Source organism: Streptomyces sp. NBC_01264 (assembly GCF_026340675.1).
Classification (GTDB): domain Bacteria; phylum Actinomycetota; class Actinomycetes; order Streptomycetales; family Streptomycetaceae; genus Streptomyces.
In genome coordinates, this window is record NZ_JAPEOX010000002.1 from 400,396 (window position 1) to 415,093 (window position 14,698).

At 72.0% G+C, this 14,698-nt stretch carries 11 protein-coding genes and 1 pseudogene; 4 read left to right on the forward strand and 8 right to left on the reverse strand.

Translation table 11 applies throughout. The features are described from left to right. Positions 1-34: 34 nt before the first annotated feature. Positions 35-1,660 (reverse strand): Na+/H+ antiporter, encoded by a 1,626-nt coding sequence (locus OG435_RS34755; protein WP_266883050.1) that lies wholly within the window; start codon positions 1,658-1,660, stop codon positions 35-37. A 326-nt stretch (positions 1,661-1,986) separates the two neighbouring features. Between OG435_RS34755 and OG435_RS34760 the strand changes: the two are divergent. Next, a pseudogene (locus OG435_RS34760) lies at positions 1,987-3,061 on the forward strand (hypothetical protein). Between the two features lie 71 nt (positions 3,062-3,132). Here OG435_RS34760 and OG435_RS34765 read toward each other — a convergent pair. Together OG435_RS34765 and OG435_RS34770 are read right to left on the reverse strand one after the other, a co-directional pair. After that, on the reverse strand, positions 3,133-3,840 hold the full coding sequence (locus OG435_RS34765; protein WP_266883052.1) for a response regulator: 708 nt from the start codon (positions 3,838-3,840) through the stop codon (positions 3,133-3,135). After that, positions 3,837-4,997: a sensor histidine kinase gene (locus OG435_RS34770; protein WP_266883054.1), complete on the reverse strand. Its 1,161-nt coding sequence runs from the start codon at positions 4,995-4,997 to the stop codon at positions 3,837-3,839. Before OG435_RS34770 ends, OG435_RS34765 begins: the two co-directional genes overlap by 4 nt. A 286-nt stretch (positions 4,998-5,283) precedes the next feature. Between OG435_RS34770 and OG435_RS34775 the strand changes: the two genes are divergently transcribed. Further along, the gene (locus OG435_RS34775; RefSeq protein ID WP_266883056.1) at positions 5,284-6,207 is read left to right on the forward strand and encodes a hypothetical protein; all 924 of its coding nucleotides are present in this window, start codon (positions 5,284-5,286) and stop codon (positions 6,205-6,207) included. A gap of 9 nt (positions 6,208-6,216) precedes the next feature. On the opposite strand, the gene OG435_RS34780 is transcribed toward OG435_RS34775, so the two are convergent. After that, complete coding sequence (locus OG435_RS34780) at positions 6,217-7,674, reverse strand: MFS transporter (RefSeq protein WP_266883058.1); 1,458 nt, start codon at positions 7,672-7,674, stop codon at positions 6,217-6,219. A 160-nt stretch (positions 7,675-7,834) separates the two neighbouring features. On the opposite strand from OG435_RS34780, the gene OG435_RS34785 reads away from it, so the two are divergent. Further along, a complete protein-coding gene (locus OG435_RS34785; RefSeq protein WP_266886356.1) occupies positions 7,835-8,482 on the forward strand; it encodes a TetR/AcrR family transcriptional regulator in 648 nt (215 codons plus the stop codon). A gap of 61 nt (positions 8,483-8,543) precedes the next feature. Here the strand turns inward: OG435_RS34785 and OG435_RS34790 are convergent, their stop codons facing one another. From OG435_RS34790 to OG435_RS34805, 4 genes are all read right to left on the reverse strand, one after another. Next, complete coding sequence (locus tag OG435_RS34790) at positions 8,544-10,055, reverse strand: oxygenase MpaB family protein (RefSeq protein WP_266883060.1); 1,512 nt, start codon at positions 10,053-10,055, stop codon at positions 8,544-8,546. Beyond that, the gene (gene uppS / locus OG435_RS34795; protein ID WP_430625838.1) at positions 10,052-10,738 is read right to left on the reverse strand and encodes a polyprenyl diphosphate synthase; all 687 of its coding nucleotides are present in this window, start codon (positions 10,736-10,738) and stop codon (positions 10,052-10,054) included. Before uppS ends, OG435_RS34790 begins: the two co-directional genes overlap by 4 nt. A 431-nt stretch (positions 10,739-11,169) precedes the next feature. Next, entirely contained in the window at positions 11,170-11,571 is a 402-nt protein-coding gene (locus OG435_RS34800) for a hypothetical protein (protein WP_266883064.1), read from the reverse strand. A gap of 369 nt (positions 11,572-11,940) precedes the next feature. Continuing rightward, positions 11,941-12,336 carry a PPOX class F420-dependent oxidoreductase gene (locus OG435_RS34805; protein ID WP_266883066.1) on the reverse strand — a complete coding sequence of 132 codons (396 nt, stop codon included), beginning with the start codon at positions 12,334-12,336 and terminating at the stop codon, positions 11,941-11,943. Between the two features lie 172 nt (positions 12,337-12,508). Between OG435_RS34805 and OG435_RS34810 the strand changes: the two genes are divergently transcribed. Next, positions 12,509-14,698: an FG-GAP repeat domain-containing protein gene (locus OG435_RS34810; protein WP_266883068.1), complete on the forward strand. Its 2,190-nt coding sequence runs from the start codon at positions 12,509-12,511 to the stop codon at positions 14,696-14,698.

Sequence of the window (14,698 nt, forward strand, 5' to 3'; positions counted from 1 at the left end):
CCGGGTTCGCCGGAGCCGCAGGCTCCTGTCCGGGTCAGCCCTCGGCCGCTCGGGCGCTGTGCAGGATCGCCTCCTCGAGGTCCAGCCGGCGTACGAGCAGCCGCATGGTCTCGCTGTCGAGCCGGCCCCGGTCCCGCAGGTCCACCAGGGCGCTGCGCTCCTCGGCGAGGAGTTCGCCGGCCAGCCGCCGGTAGGTGGCGTGCGCCTGTTCGACATCGGGCGACGGCGGTGTTCCGGGCCCTGCCGAGTCCCCGCCCACCGCACGGAGCCTGCGCCCGGGAACACGGCGCAGCCGCTCTTCCAGATCGGGCGGCAGGGTGTTGGCGGTGTCGGCCAGGAGTTCGTCGAGCCGGGCGACGGCCGCGCGGGACGCCGCTTCCTGGGCTTCCAGTGCCGCCCTGGCGTGCTGGTCGGGGTCCGGACCGGGCAGTTTCAGCCGCCGCACCAGGGGGGTGAGGGTCAGCCCCTGAACGAGCAGGGTGGAGATCACGGTGGTGAACGTGAGGAAGAGGATCAGGCTGCGCGCCGGGAAGGCTTCCTCCTCCCCCGAGGGTCCCGCGACGGTCATCGGCACCGAGAAGGCCACGGCCAGCGAAACCACCCCGCGCATCCCCGACCAGCCGACCGTCAGAACCGTACGCCAGGTGGTCTCCCGGTCGCGGTTGCGGATCCTTGCGCTGAGCATCCGGGGCAGGAAGGTCGAGCCGAAGACCCACAGCAGCCGTCCCGCCACGACCAGCAGGAAGACCAGGACCGCGTACCGGGCCAGGCGGCCGGGGCCGTACGGCTCGAGTCCCCCGATCACGTGCGGCAACTGCAGACCGATGAGGGCGAAGACCACGGATTCGAGAGCGAAGACCACCATGCGCCAGACGGCGGCTTCCTGGAGACGGGCGGCGAAGTCCACCTCCCACGACCGGTGGCCGACGTAGAGGGCGACGACCACCACGGCCAGGACGCCGGAGGCGTGCAGGTGCTCGGCGAGCGCGAAGGCCCCGAACGGCACCAGCAGGGACAGGGTGTTGTGCAGCAGGGGCTCCCGGATCCGGCGGCGCATCCATTGGACGGGCAGCATGAGCGCCAGCCCCACGGCCGTTCCGCCCACCGCTCCGGTGAGGAACTCCTCGATCCCGCCCATCCAGCCGGCCCCCTCCCCCACGGCCAGCGCGAGCATGACCTTGAACAGGGTGATGGCGGTCGCGTCGTTGACCAGCGACTCCCCTTCCAGTACCGCGGTGATCCGCGGAGGCAGTCTCAGCCGGCGTGCGATCGCCGTGGCCGCCACCGCGTCGGGCGGTGCGAGAACCGCCCCGAGCACGAGGGCCGAGGTCAGAGGAATGTCCGGCACCAGCAGGTGCACGCCGTACCCCACGGCCAGGGAAGCGAAGAGCACGTACCCGACCGCCAGCCACAGCACCGGCCGGATCGCCGCCACCAGATCCGGGTACGAGGTGCTCGTGGCGGACCCGTACAGCAGTGGGGGGAGCAGCAGCGGGATGACGATCCCGGGGTCCAGGGCGTAGTGGGGCACACCGGGCAACGCCGTGGCGGCCAGCCCCGCCAGGACCAGCAGCAAGGGTGCGGGCACCGGGCCGCGACGTGCCGCCGCGCCGATCACCGCGCTTCCCGCGACGAGTGCGATGACGTGCAGAGTGTCCATGCGTGCCTTCAAGGAGGGAGGGCCGGATGCCCGGTCCGCGCATCTCGCGGACGGCAGGACGACCTGCTTGAGCTCCGTGCACCGACGCGGACCACAGCCCGGGACAGCGGGCACGGTACGCGGCTCGCCCCGCCCGGCACCTCCGCCACCGGGCCCCCCGTCAGCACGACCCCGGCGCGCGGAAGGGTCTAGGCCGTGCACCCGATGCGGACAGAGCCGGAATGCGAGATCCGCGTCAAGGGTGCCTTTCCGCCGTGTCATCGCCACCCCGTACTCTCCCGCTGATCAGGAAGCACACGGGGTGCACGACCAAGCGGGGGCAGTACATGACATACCGGCGCGCTGCGATACCGGCATTGGCCGGAGGGCTGCTCCTGGCGGCGCTCCTGTGGTGGGCGGGGGCGAGTGCGGCCGCGCTGCACCTGCCGGGCAGCAGCCGCGTCCTCGGCATCGGTACGGCCGGCGAGCTCGAACACTGGCTCGCCCCGTGACCGGCGACACGGCCCGCTACCTCTCGCTGTACGAGACCGCGGTCCAGATCCGGTTCGGTGCGGTCTTCGCCTTCTTCGTGCCCGGATCGCTGCTCCTGGTCCGCAGGCTGCCGCCGCTGCGCGGCCGCATGCCGGCGGCGCTGCTCGCCGTCTGGGCCTGGGGGCTGGTCGCCGGAATGCTGGCGATGGCCGTCTCCGCGCCCTGGCTGATCGCCGGGCAAGGGCACGGGAGCTATCGCTTCCTCCCCCAGGTCGCGAGTGTGATCTCCTCCGGAGCCCAGGTCCTGGTGGTGGCCGCGCTGCTCGCGGCGACGGTGACGGTGCTCCTGGCGCGGGTCACCGCCAAGGGCGCGGGCCCGCTGCCACAGGCCCTCGTACCGACGCGCGCGGCCCGGTTGGCCGCCACCGTGGGAACCTCGTTGATCGCCGTGTCGCTGGTGGTCCTGTCGTACCAGCCCGTCGCCGCCGCCATCCAGGAGGCCTTCACCGGCTCCGGGCTGCTCTCCGAACCCGGCGACCTCCTGCGGCTGTGGCTGCTGCTCGGCGGCTGGGCGGGTCCGGAGGGCGGCTCGATCGGCAGCTGGCTCCTGTACCGCCTCCCCGACGTGGCGCTGCTCGCCGTGGTGTGGGGGCCCTGCGCAGGCTGCCGGGGCTGCTCACCCGGGTCACTGGCCCGGCCGTGGTGGTGGGCGCGGTCTGCGCGACCGTCCTGGGTCTGCTGGCGAGCCAGTTGCTGCAGGTGCTGATGGAGGCGGCCGACTCGGGCGCGCGCTGGGGGGCTCCGCGCCTGTTCGCCGGCCTCGGCAGCGGCGTTCCGGCCGCCCTGACCTGGGGTCTGGTGGCGGGAGTCGCGGCTGCCGTGACCCTGCGGGTGGTGACGGACCGCACGGCCCGGGCGGAAGGCGCCTGACCCGCCTGAACCCGCACACCGATCGCATCGGACGGGCGTGCGTGGGGTCTGAGTGCGTGCGGTGTCAGCCCTCAGGTCGGCATCAGGCCGCTCTGGTACGAGATCGCCACCGCCTGGGCCCGGTCGCGGGCGTCGAGCTTGGCCAGGATCCGCTTCACGTGGGTCTTGACGGTGGATTCCGCGAGGGAAAGCAGCTCGGCGATCTCCGTGTTGGACAGGCCGTGGGCGACCTGCCGCAGCACTTCCCGTTCCCGGGCGGTGAGTCGCTCGAGGCGGGTGTCGGCCGGTGCCCGCAGGACCCCTGAGCGCGCGGGTTCGGGCTGAGTGGCGAGCCGGGTCAGGATGTCGCGGGTGACGGCCGGATCCAGCACGGCGTGACCTGCCGCGACGGTCCGTACGGCGTCGATGAGGCTTTCGGGGGAGGCGCGTTTGAGGAGGAAGCCGCTCGCGCCGGCCCGGATCGCGCTCCATACGTATGCGTCGTGGTGGAACGTCGTCAGGACCAGCACCCGGGTCGGCAGACCGGCGGCCACGATCCGCCGGGTTGCCTCGACCCCGTCGATGCCGGGCATCCGTACCTCCATCAGGACGACGTCGGGGACGAGTTCGTGGCACAGGCGGACGGCCTGGATGCCGTCCGCCGCCCGCCCGGTCACCTCCAGGCCGTCCTCGGTCCCGAGGATCAGTTCGAGGCCGGCCTGGAGCAGGGCGTCGTCGTCGGCCACCACGATCTTGATCCGGCGCTCGTCGTCGGCCGCTGCCCCGACGTACCGGGTCATCGGACCGGGAGCGAGACGTGCAGGCGGAACCCGCCCTGCTCGCCCTGCCCGTGCTCGAGTCTGCCGCCCAGGATCGACACGCGTTCGGCGATGCCGAGCAGACCTCGTCCGGGCTCGTAGCCGTTGGCCGCGCCCTGGCCGTCGTCGCTCACCTCTATGTCGAGGCGGTCCCCCATCCGGCGGACGGTCACGTCGGCGGATCCGGCACGGGCGTGCTTGACCGTGTTGGTGAGCGCCTCCTGCACGATCCGGTACGCCGACATGTCGATGCTGCTGGGGAGTTCCTCCCGGCCCGGATCCACCTGCGCCGCCACGCTGATCCCGGCCTGCGCCATCCGATCCGTGAGACGGCTCAGGTCGCCGAGCTTCGGCTGGGATCCGCCCGGCGCGGCGCGGCGCAACAGGCCCAGGACCCGGTCGAGTTCCTCCAGTGCCTCGCGGCCGGAGTCCTCCAGTTGCCCGAGCACCTCGCGGGCGCGCTCCGGATCGCGGTCGAGCAGCCGCCGGGTGGCACCGGCCTGAATGAGCATCACATTGACGGTGTGGCCGACGAGGTCGTGCAGCTCACGAGCCATCCGGGCGCGCTCCCCCGCGATCACCTCCTCGCGAAGCCGGAGCTGGGTCGCGTCGCGTTCCTCCAGGCGCCGCGCGGCGCCGAAGCCGATGGCCCAGACGAGGAGCCACAGGAAGAGCACCCCGGCCGGCACCACGGACCAGCCGTCGCGTTCCTCCTGTCCGGTGAAGTAGGCGATCATCCCGAGGAACGCGGCGAACGGACCGGTCCAGGCCCGGGTGCGGCTCGCGTGCAGGCCGAGGGAGTACAGGCCGATCAGGTTCGCGTACGGGGAGAGCGGGTTCTCCAGACCTCCGAGCGCTTCGACGGACAGGGCCGCGGTACCCACCAGGTACGAGGCCAGCGGCGCGGTCCTGCGGCAGGCCAGCGGTCCGGCGACCGCCGCGGCGAACATGACGGTGCGCGCCGTGCTCGTGTCCGCCCCTGCGGCCGGCCCCAGTCGCTCGACGAGGATGACGGCGAAGAAGGCCGCGGCGAGTACGGCGTCCGCGACGGCGGGGCGGGCGAGCAGCGGCCGTCCCGTCGGCATCCGCCACGTACGGGGCGGCCACCACGTGCTCAGGTGGTGCGCGGATCGGCGCATCGCTGCCAGGTCCTTCCAGCCGGGGCGGGCTCCGGAAGCCCGCCCCTGAAGGCGGCTGTCCCCCTTTGCCCTGTTGCCCGAACGGTAGCCGCGGAACGCGGCGGCGCGCATCGTCCCTGTGGGGTACGCGGCCCCCGGACAGCCCCCTTCCGGGGTCCGCCGGGTGCCCCCGGCAGGGGACGCGGCCGAGGCGGCTCCCTTCCTAGCGTGGCGAGCACCGACCGCACCCGCTCCTGGAGGACCCGTGAACCGCTCACCGGCCGTGTCGCGATGGCATCGCCCACTCATGCTGAACTCCGCGCTGATGTTCGCCATTTCGCTGCTCTGCGCCGTCGCCGCGCTGCTCGACGACCGTCGGCTCCTGGGTGACTCGCTGTGGTTCAAACCGATGAAGTTCGGCGTGGCCTTCGGCATCTATGGAGTCACGCTCGCCTGGCTCCTGAGCAGGCTCGACAAGGGGAGGCGGGTGGGCTGGTGGACCGGCAGCGTCATGGCGGTTGCCGGGGTGATCGACGTCTGCGCCGTCGTCTACGCCGCCGCCCACGGCACCTACAGCCACTTCAACGAGAACACCGACGCCGTCGCCCGGAATGTGGCCGCCGCCTTCTCGATCGGCGTCATGCCGCTCCTCGTGGCCACCCTGGTCATCGCGACGCTGGTGCTGTTCCAGTCCGGCACCGACCGGGCACTCACCGTCGCCCTGGGCGCGGGGCTCGCGCTCGCTGCCGCCGGGATGGCCGTGGCGCTCTGGCTCAGCACGCTCTCCGGTGAGCCCCGTACGGTCGCGGACGCGGCCGGTGACCCGGTCGTGCTGAGCGGCGCTCACGGGATCGGCGATCCTGACGGGCGGGGGATGCCGCTCACCGGCTGGAGCCTGACCGGCGGAGACCTCCGCGTACCGCACCTCGTCGGCATGCACGCCATCCACGTCCTGCTGCTGCTCGTCGCCGTGATGCACCTGCACGGGACCCTCTCTCGCCGGCGGCTCGACGACCGGGCCAGGACCCTGATCGTCTGCGCGTTCGCGTGCTGGTACACGGGGTTGTTCGCCGTACTCACCTGGCAGGCACGACGCGGCCAGTCCGTGGCGCACCCGGACCGGCAGACGCTGGTCGCCCTCGCCGCGGTGACCCTGCTGACCCTCGCCGTCACCGCCCTCGCCCTCGCCCTCACCACACGGCGTACGAGGGTGCCGGTGGCTCAGAGGTGACCCCGCGGTTCAGGCGTGCTCCTCGGTGGCGCGGGAGTCGGTGAGCGTGAGCGCGCCGCCTGCCGCGATGAGGCCGACGACGGCCGCCAGCACGACGTAGGTGATGCGCTCGCCGTGGAAGAAGGAGGCCACGAGCTCGGCGCTCCAGGTTCCTTCGGGGAGCTGTGTGGTGACGAGCACGGCGATGAGGGTGCCGACCACGGCGGTGCCGATGCTGCTTCCGATCTCCTGGGCGGTGTCGTTGAGCGCTGTGCCGATCGACGTGCGGTTGCTCGGCATGGCGTCGACCAGGGCGATGGCGCAGATCGTCATCACGGTGCGCAGTCCGATGGTCATCACGATCATGCAGAGGGCGATGGCGGCGTAGCCGTGGGTGACGCCCCAGGACAGGCCGGCCAGGGAGCCGGCCAGGCAGGTGGCGCCGATGAGGCAGGCGATGCGGTGGCCGAACCTTCGCGCGAGCCACTCGGACAGGGGCGTTGCGGCGATCATGGTCATGATGATCGGCAGGTTGGCCAGGCCGGCTCGTACGGGGCTCCAGCCGTAGGCGTACTGGAAGTGGAGGATCAGTCCGAACATCACGGCCGCCATCGCGATGGACGTTCCGATCTGCGCGATGGCGGCGCCACGGACGGTGCCGTTGGAGAAGAGGCGCAGGTCCAGCATGGGCGAGGCGCTGCGGCGCTCGTGCCACACGAACGCGATGCCCGCGGCGACGGCGCCGAGGACCGACGAGAGCGTGGTCGCGGAGAGCCAGCCGTGCTCGACGCCACTGGTCAGCGAGTAGCAGGCGAGCCCGATGGCGGTGACGCTCAAGGCGGCGCCCGGCAGGTCGAGCTTGTCGCGGGTCAGGTCCTGCGGCCGGTCGGCCGGGACGCCGAGACGGACGCCGATGGCCGCGATCAGTGCGATCGGGGCGTTGACGATCAGGAGCCACTGCCAGCTGACGTGGGCCAGGGCGGTGCCGCCCAGCAGCGGGCCGAGGACGAAGCCGGACATGCCGACGACGATCATCAAGGTCATCGCGCGCATCTGCAGCTTCTTGTCGTCGAACAGCCGGAAGACCAGCGAGTTGGTGATGGGCGCCATCGCCGCCGCGGCCATGCCGAGGCCGGCGCGCAGGGTGATGAGCTCCCCCGCGCTGGCGACCGCGACGACGCACAGGCTCAGCAGGCCGAACACCGCCAGGCCGACCAGCAGCACACGGCGGCGCCCCAGCCGGTCGGCCATCGATCCCGCTGTCAGCAGGAGGCCGCCGAAGGTCAGCGAGTACGCGCCGGTGACCCATTGCAGCGCGGTCGTGCCGCTGCCGAGGTCCCGGCCGATCGTGGGCAGTGCGATCGAGAGGAGCGTGTTGTCGACCATCTCGACGAAGAAGGCCAGGCAGAGCGCGGCCAGGGGAATCCATGCCGCGCGCAGGGACGGGTACGTACGCGATGCGACGGGAGTGGTATCGGTCGTGGTCATGGCGGCCTCCTTCCGGAACGTCGCCGACTCTCGAACGACGTTCGACAATAGAACGCGGTTCGATAAATCTGCAAGCTGTGATTGGATGGGCACCATGACAGGCCCCCGCCCACGACCCGCCGACCGCCCTTCCCGGGGGCGGCAACGCGCCTCGCACTCCATCGAGACCGTCCTCACGGCGGCCGTGGCCCTGCTCGACGAGGCGGGCGAGCCGGCGCTCACCCTTCGCGCCCTCGCCGCCCGGCTCGGCACCGGCGTCGGCAGCATCTACTGGTACGTCTCCGGCAAGGACGACCTGCTCGACCGCGCCGTCGACCACGTGCTCGGCGGGGTGCTGACCGCGGTCGAAGGGCAGACCGGCAGCGCGGACCCGATCGACGACCTGCGCGTCATGGCCGTCAGGATGTTCGACGCGATCGTGGACCGGCCCTGGCTGGGTGCGCGCTTCATGCGCAACATCGACGTCGAGGGCAACTCGCTGCGCCTCTACGAGGAACTGGGCCGGCAGACGCTGCGTCTCGAACTCACCCCACGCCAGCGGTTCCACGCCGTGTCGGCGATCGTGGGCGTGGTGGTCGCCAACGCCGCCGACGTGGGGCAGGATCCGCCCCCGCAGGTGCTCGACGGCACGGTGGACCGAGACGAGTTCCTCGGCCACTACGCCGCGACGTGGCGTGCGCTCGACGCGGAGGCCTACCCCTTCTTGCACGACATCGTCGAGGAGTTCGACGGCCACGACGACAAGGACCAGTTCCTCGCCGGGCTGGAGCTGACCCTGGCGGGCCTCCGCCTCCAGGCCGGAGCCTGAGGACTCGGATGACGCCGGGGGCCGTGATGTCCCGCGCCGCCACCAGTCGCTTGGCGACCGGTCAGGCGTCAGCGAGCAGGGGGTCGTACGGCGTGCCCGTGCGGCGGCCCGCCATGAACGAGAGGAAGTCGCCGACGAAGGCGCTCCGGCCGTAGGCGCCGTCGGTGGTGGTGGTGAGGTCGCGGTGGAAGGCCGTGCGGAAGAGGGTTCGGTACTCGTCCGCGTCGATGCTCCCGTTGTGGTCCTTGTCGGTGGCGTCGAAGAGGACCTCGGCGACGCGGATGAGCGCGGGTCCCGCGAGGGACGGGACGGCGGTGGCGTACTCCTCGGCGCTGACCCGGCCGTCGCCGTCCGTGTCGAGGGCGGCCTGCAGCTCGCGCCACCAGGCGGCGAAGGCGTCGTAGAGCCGGGTCTCCTCGGGTTCGTCCAGGTCGAGGCGGGTGGAGAGTTCGCGTGCCATGGCGGCGAGGTCGGGCCAGTCGAGGTGGCCGTCGCCGGTCTGGTCCAGCACCCGTCGGAAGAACTCCTCCGCCGGGCGCCGGTTCCCGTCCGTTCCCCTCGGGGGTGCCGGTTCGAAGCCAGCGTCGCCGCCGAGTGGGGTGATGAGGCGGAGCAGGGCCGATGCGCGCTTCATGCGGGCCCGCAGCGCGGCTACGGTGCGAGCGCGGGGGTCGTCGCTGTCGGGCGAGAGCGAGAGGGCTTCGATGATGCTCTCGGCGTTGATCCAGCCCCCGGGCAGGAATCGGGTGAGCCCGGCGGCGAGGTAGGCCCCCTGCATGAGGGTCGCGGCGCCTGGCATCTCGGGCAGGCCGGCCCGGCGCCGGTAGGACTCGGGGAGCGAGGCGACGGTGATCGCGCCCAGGAGCGGACCGACCACCGCGCGGCCGGCGGCCCACAGCGTCGGCGCGCCGTCGAGCAGGGCGGGGGCGGGCAGGTGGTCGAAGAGCCGGTAGAGGATGACGCGGGCCGCCTCGGTGTTCTCCAGCTCGTTGTCGACGATGCGGTCGAAGTAGGGCCAGAAGTCGTTCAGGTCCTCGGGGAGTTCCGCCGCGTCGCCGTCGAGCGCGGCGAGGTACGCCCGGTACTCGGCGTACATCCGCTCCATCGTGTCCTGGTCGAGCGGCTGGCCGCTCAGCCGGCACATGGTGACGGCGCTCTCGAAGAGGGTAGCGACCACCCAGGCGCGGGTCGCGCGGTCCATCGCGTCGTAGGCGCGGCCACGGGAGTCGGAGCCGCTCATGCGGGCGTGCAGCCGGTTGAGGCGGGCGGCCTCGCGTTCGCGTAACGCCGGGTCGGCGGCGAACATGCGCCGCATGCTGAGGAAGGTGTTGCGCAGCCGGCGCCAGGGGTGCGTGACGAAGGTGGAGTTGTCGGCGAGGGCGGCGCCGATCTGCGGGTGAGCGGCCTCCAGTACGGTGGCGCGGATGATGGCCAAGGCCCAGCGCGGGTCGTCGAAGAAGCTGCCGAACTGCGATTCCGAGCCGAAGAGGGGTGCCTCGTCAGCCCTTTCGGTGGCTTCGGTGCCTCCGGTGGCTTCGCTGGCTCCGGTGGCTTCAGTGGTTTCGGCGGTCATGACGGGTCTCCGTTCGTTCGGGCGGGCACGCCGCCGAAGCGGCGGTCGCGGCGCCGGTAGGTGTGCAGGCAGGCCAGGAAGTCAGGGGCGCGGAAGTCCGGCCAGAGCACCTCGGGGAAGACCCACTCGGCGTAGGCGACCTGCCAGAGCATGAAATTGGAGATGCGCTGCTCACCGGAGGTACGGACGACCAGATCGACATCGGGGGTGTCCGGGAAGGGCAGGTGGTCCGCGAAGAGCCGCTCCGACACCTGGTCGGCGGGCGTCCCGCTACGGATCAGCGACCTCGCCGCCTCGACGATGTCCCGGCGTCCGCCGTGGTCGAAGGCGACGGTCAGCGTCATCCCCCGGTTCTCGGCGGTCAGCGTCGCCACGTCGTCGAAGTCCTGGGCAAGCGCACGGGGAATGCGCGGGTCGGTGACCCCGAGGAAACGGCATCGGATGCCGCGCGCGAGCAGCAGCGGCGCGTGCTTGCGTACGACCCGGCGCACCAGACCCATCAGGAACTCGACCTCGGTGCCGGGACGGTTCCAGTTCTCGGTGGAGAAGGCGTACAGGCTGAGCCACTCCACGCCGGCGGCCCGGGCCGCCTCGATGACGTCGATGACTGCGGTCTCCGCGGCCCGATGACCCGCGGTACGGGGAAGCGAGCGGCGCTGCGCCCAACGACCGTTGCCGTCCATCACGCAGGCAACATGCCGCGGAACCGCGCGCGTCGCCCCCTCGTCCCGCCGCTGCCCGTCGGATCCGCCACCAGGTTCTCGCCCGCCCGGATCCTCCGTCACCGCGCGTGCGCGCGGAACTCCGTGGTCGGTCACGCCCGGCCCCGCCCCGTCCGGAGCGGCACGACCGGCCGTACTGTGCTCGGTCACGCCCACCCTGCCCCGCCGCCCCCGCCTCGCCCACGCCCCACCGGCGCGTTCCCTCTGGGAAGTCTGGCAGCGCGCAAGGTCCTTGATCGGCCGAACGAAGGGCCGTCACCTTTGGCCCGCGTGTTCGGATCTGACCGCGTGATCGATGCCTGGCGGACGATCTGCCGGCCGATGCGCCATGAGCGGGTTCGAGTGCGGGCCGCAGGCGCGGCCCTCACCCCGAAGGGTTCTGGTGACCGGCCTCAGCCAGGGCCGCAAGGTGATGCCGGACCGTCGCGGTAGGTGTTGACGACGCGCGCCGAAGCGACGTCGACGAGCGCGTGGTGAAGGACCGGGTCCTCCCTGGTACCGGTCTCGTACTCGAGGACGAAGGCGCCGTCGGCGTACGCGACTACGTCGACTCCGAAGTCCAGGATGCCTCTGGGCAGGCCGCTGATCGCCCGGTCGGCCATCCCCTTCCGGGGGTCGCTGAGCAGGTGGAGCAGCGGGGTCTCCCCGGGCCGGGGACCGAGAGCGCTGAGCGTGGTGCCGACTGCGCCGAGGTAGTTGTAGCCCATCCCGAACACGTCCGCCTCGCTGGTAGTCCCGGTGTCCATGTGGTGCAGCCGCACGGGCCGGCTGTCCTCGACCACTGTGCCGGACATGGCTCCCGCTTCCTCGTCGGTGCTCGATGGGAAGTCGAACCGTGTGACCGAGCCGTCGGAGTAACGCGTCCAGGTCAGATCCTGCCCTCGGTCGTTGCTGTTGGCCCGCATCAGGAAGCCCCCCGGGCCCCCGCCCAATACCCGGGCGTCCCTGGGAATCCTCGGCAGTGCCGCCAGAGCCGCAGCATCGGCAGACGATCCTGGCGCGGCCGCCGCGGGAAGGACCACCGGGCCGCCGGCGGCCGCGAGGGCGGTGTGCAGCCGAGGCGAGCACGGCTCGCACGCAGCCCCGTACGACAGTGGGACCGAGGTGGATGGACAGGGTTGCCCGCCGTTCGGGTGCGGCGGGCAACCGGGCGTCTGTACGCCTCAGACGGAGAAGCCGGTGATCTTCTGCGGGGTCACCCGGACCATCAGCCGGACCACCTCCTCCGGCTCGGCCGGCGGGTCCTCGCCCAGGTACTTCTGCGAGAGTTCGCGCGGCAGGGCTTTCTCCTCATCGTCGATCAGTTCGGCGGTGCCGCGGATGTCGACGGACCGGTACGGGTTCGCCGTGTCGTAGACCGTGAGGCTGATCCGTGGATCCCGAGCGAGATTCCGCGCCTTCTGGCGTCCGGCGGTCGTGGAGAACAGCACCGCATCCCCCTCCCTGACGATCCAGACCACCGAGGTCTGCGGCCCGCCGTCCCGATTCAGGGTCGCGACGGTGGCGAAGTTCCTCCCGTCCAGCAGCTTGCGCGTCTCCTCATCGAACAGCTCTGACACAGCCTCGCCCCTCTGCTCACCTCGGGATCACTCCTTGCGCGAACAACTGCGGAGCCCGGGTCCTTCCCGGGATTCCTTCGGATCCCGTACAACCCTTCCGCGGGATCGCGGGTCCTTTCTCTGTAGCGCCTGGTGCGCTTGATTCGTTTGTGGATTCGAGGGAGAAGCGTCAGTGCTCCAAGCCCGATCGCCCCGGCGTCCGGTTCTGTTGGCCGCCACCACCACCGTCCTCGCCGTCACGCTCGGTGTGGTCGGGCCCGTCGCCGGTTTCCCGTACGGCGCGGATTCCGCGCACGCGGCCGCAGTGGCCGCCGCGTCGGCCCCGATCGCGTTCCCGAAGGGCTCGGAGGTGACGGAGGCCGGGCTGACCGGATTCATGTCGCGGCCGAAGGGCGGTACGGAGAAGCGCTGGACCCGGTATTCCGACGGGTCCTCGCAGGGGTACGGGGCCAGGACCGTACTGCGGTCCTCGCGGACCGCCGACTATCTGGTCACCACCGGGGACTCCCGGGTGACCTCGCAGAACCTGTCGACGACGGCCTCGTTCGACGTCCTGGTGGGTCCGACCGGCGGTGCGACGTACCGCGGGGCGGCGGGCAACGCCGTGTTCACCGGGACGGGTGCCGGTACCGACCTGCGGATGCACCGGCACGCCACGGAGGGCGGCACGGTGGCCGTGACCGGGCTGCCGGCGGGCGCGAGCGCCGTCGCCGTCTCCCCCGGTACCCCGGAGGACGCCCTGGTGACCTTCGACGACGGCGCGGTCGCCAAGTGGGGGCTGGTCGATCTCGCCACCGGCACCGTCGGCGGGATCCGCCCGCGGACCGCGGGTTCCCCCGGTGGCACCATGGCCGTCTCGGACACGCGCGTCGCCTGGACGGAGAAGGTCGGGACGGACGATCCGTCGCTGCTTCTGCTGGACCGGTCGGCGGGCACCGTCGAGGAGGTCCCGCTCGCGAAGACATGGGCGAGCGGCCTGCGGTTCGGCCTGGTCGGCGGCTGGGTGGTGTACGGCGAGGCGGGCGGCATCTCCAACGGCGACAGCGATCCGCTCTACGCCCTGACCGCCTACGATCCGGCGACGAAGGCGAAGGTGAAGCTGCTCGACCACCTCACCTCGCTCGCGGCGGCCCCCGACGGCCTGTACGCGCGGGGCGGGACCATCGGCCTGGGTGAGGGTCTGTACAAGCTCGCGCCCGGCGCGGCCGGCGCCGCCCCGGTCGTCACCATGGTGGCGAGCACCGGCGAGCCGACCCGTGTCGTCATCGAGGGCAACAGCATCCCCGCCGTCGTCGACCTCGACGAGAACGGCGGGAAGGCGGACCTCACCTGGCAGCTCTCCCGGCACAGCGTGGAGGTCAAAGTCACCCTGCGGCACGTCCGGACCGGGAAGACCCGGGAGTTCGGCGTCGCCCACCCGTACAGCCCGACGGTGACGTTCGCCTGGGACGGCACGATCGGGGCGGACTTCACCAGCGCGTACAACGGCGCGTACACATGGGAGATGACGGCCGCGCCGATCAACGGCATCGGTCCGTCCACCTCCGCGTCGGGCACCTTCCAGGTCTCCCGCAGGACCGTGCCGCACGACTTCGACGACAACGGCAGCCCGGACGTGATCGACCGGGACTCCGCCGGCCGGCTGTGGCTGAGCGACACCGCGTACTACAAGGAGTTCGGCCAGCTGACGGCACAGTCACGCCGGCTGGTCGGCGCGGGCTGGAACGTCTACGACCGGATCGAGGCGACGGGGAACGTCGGCGGGACGGCGGTCGGCGACCTCGTGGCCCGCGACAAGGCCGGAGTGCTGTGGCTCTACCAGGGCAACGGCCGGGGCGGGTTCGCGGCGCGCACGAAGGTCGGCGTCGGCTGGCAGATCTACGACCGGATCGCCGCGGGCAGCGACCTGAACGGGGACGGACGCCCCGACCTGCTCGCCACCGACAAGGCCGGCGTGCTCTGGTACTACAAGGGCACCGGCTCGGCCGCCGCCCCCTTCGCCGCCCGTACGAAGATCGGCGGCGGCTGGCAGATCTTCAACGAGCTGACGGCCGTCGGGAACGTCGCGGGCGGCCCGGCGGGCGATCTGCTGGCCCGTGACAAGGCCGGGGTCCTGTGGCTGTACCTGGGCAAGGGCGACGGCACGTTCACGGCGCCGACGCGGATCGGCGCCGGCTGGGGCCAGTACGAGCACCTCGTCGCCATCGGCGACGGAGACCGCGACGGCCGCCCCGACCTGGTCGCGCTCGGCCCGTCCGGCGGGTACCTCTACGGGGGCACCGGCGCGTGGCGGGCTCCGCTGCGGGCCAGGCAGTCGGCGTCGCTGCCGTACGCCGGCGACGCGGGACATCACGTCGCCTGA

Excerpts from the sequence above, each read along its gene's own strand:
- OG435_RS34755 (WP_266883050.1), bottom strand. The coding sequence starts at position 1,660 with ATGGACACTCTGCACGTCATCGCACTCGTCGCGGGAAGCGCGGTGATC.
- OG435_RS34765 (WP_266883052.1), bottom strand. The coding sequence starts at position 3,840 with ATGACCCGGTACGTCGGGGCAGCGGCCGACGACGAGCGCCGGATCAAG.
- OG435_RS34770 (WP_266883054.1), bottom strand. The coding sequence starts at position 4,997 with ATGCGCCGATCCGCGCACCACCTGAGCACGTGGTGGCCGCCCCGTACG.
- OG435_RS34775 (WP_266883056.1), top strand. The coding sequence starts at position 5,284 with ATGCTGAACTCCGCGCTGATGTTCGCCATTTCGCTGCTCTGCGCCGTC.
- OG435_RS34780 (WP_266883058.1), bottom strand. The coding sequence starts at position 7,674 with ATGACCACGACCGATACCACTCCCGTCGCATCGCGTACGTACCCGTCC.
- OG435_RS34790 (WP_266883060.1), bottom strand. The coding sequence starts at position 10,055 with ATGACCGCCGAAACCACTGAAGCCACCGGAGCCAGCGAAGCCACCGGA.
- uppS (WP_430625838.1), bottom strand. The coding sequence starts at position 10,738 with ATGGACGGCAACGGTCGTTGGGCGCAGCGCCGCTCGCTTCCCCGTACC.
- OG435_RS34800 (WP_266883064.1), bottom strand. The coding sequence starts at position 11,571 with ATGTCCGGCACAGTGGTCGAGGACAGCCGGCCCGTGCGGCTGCACCAC.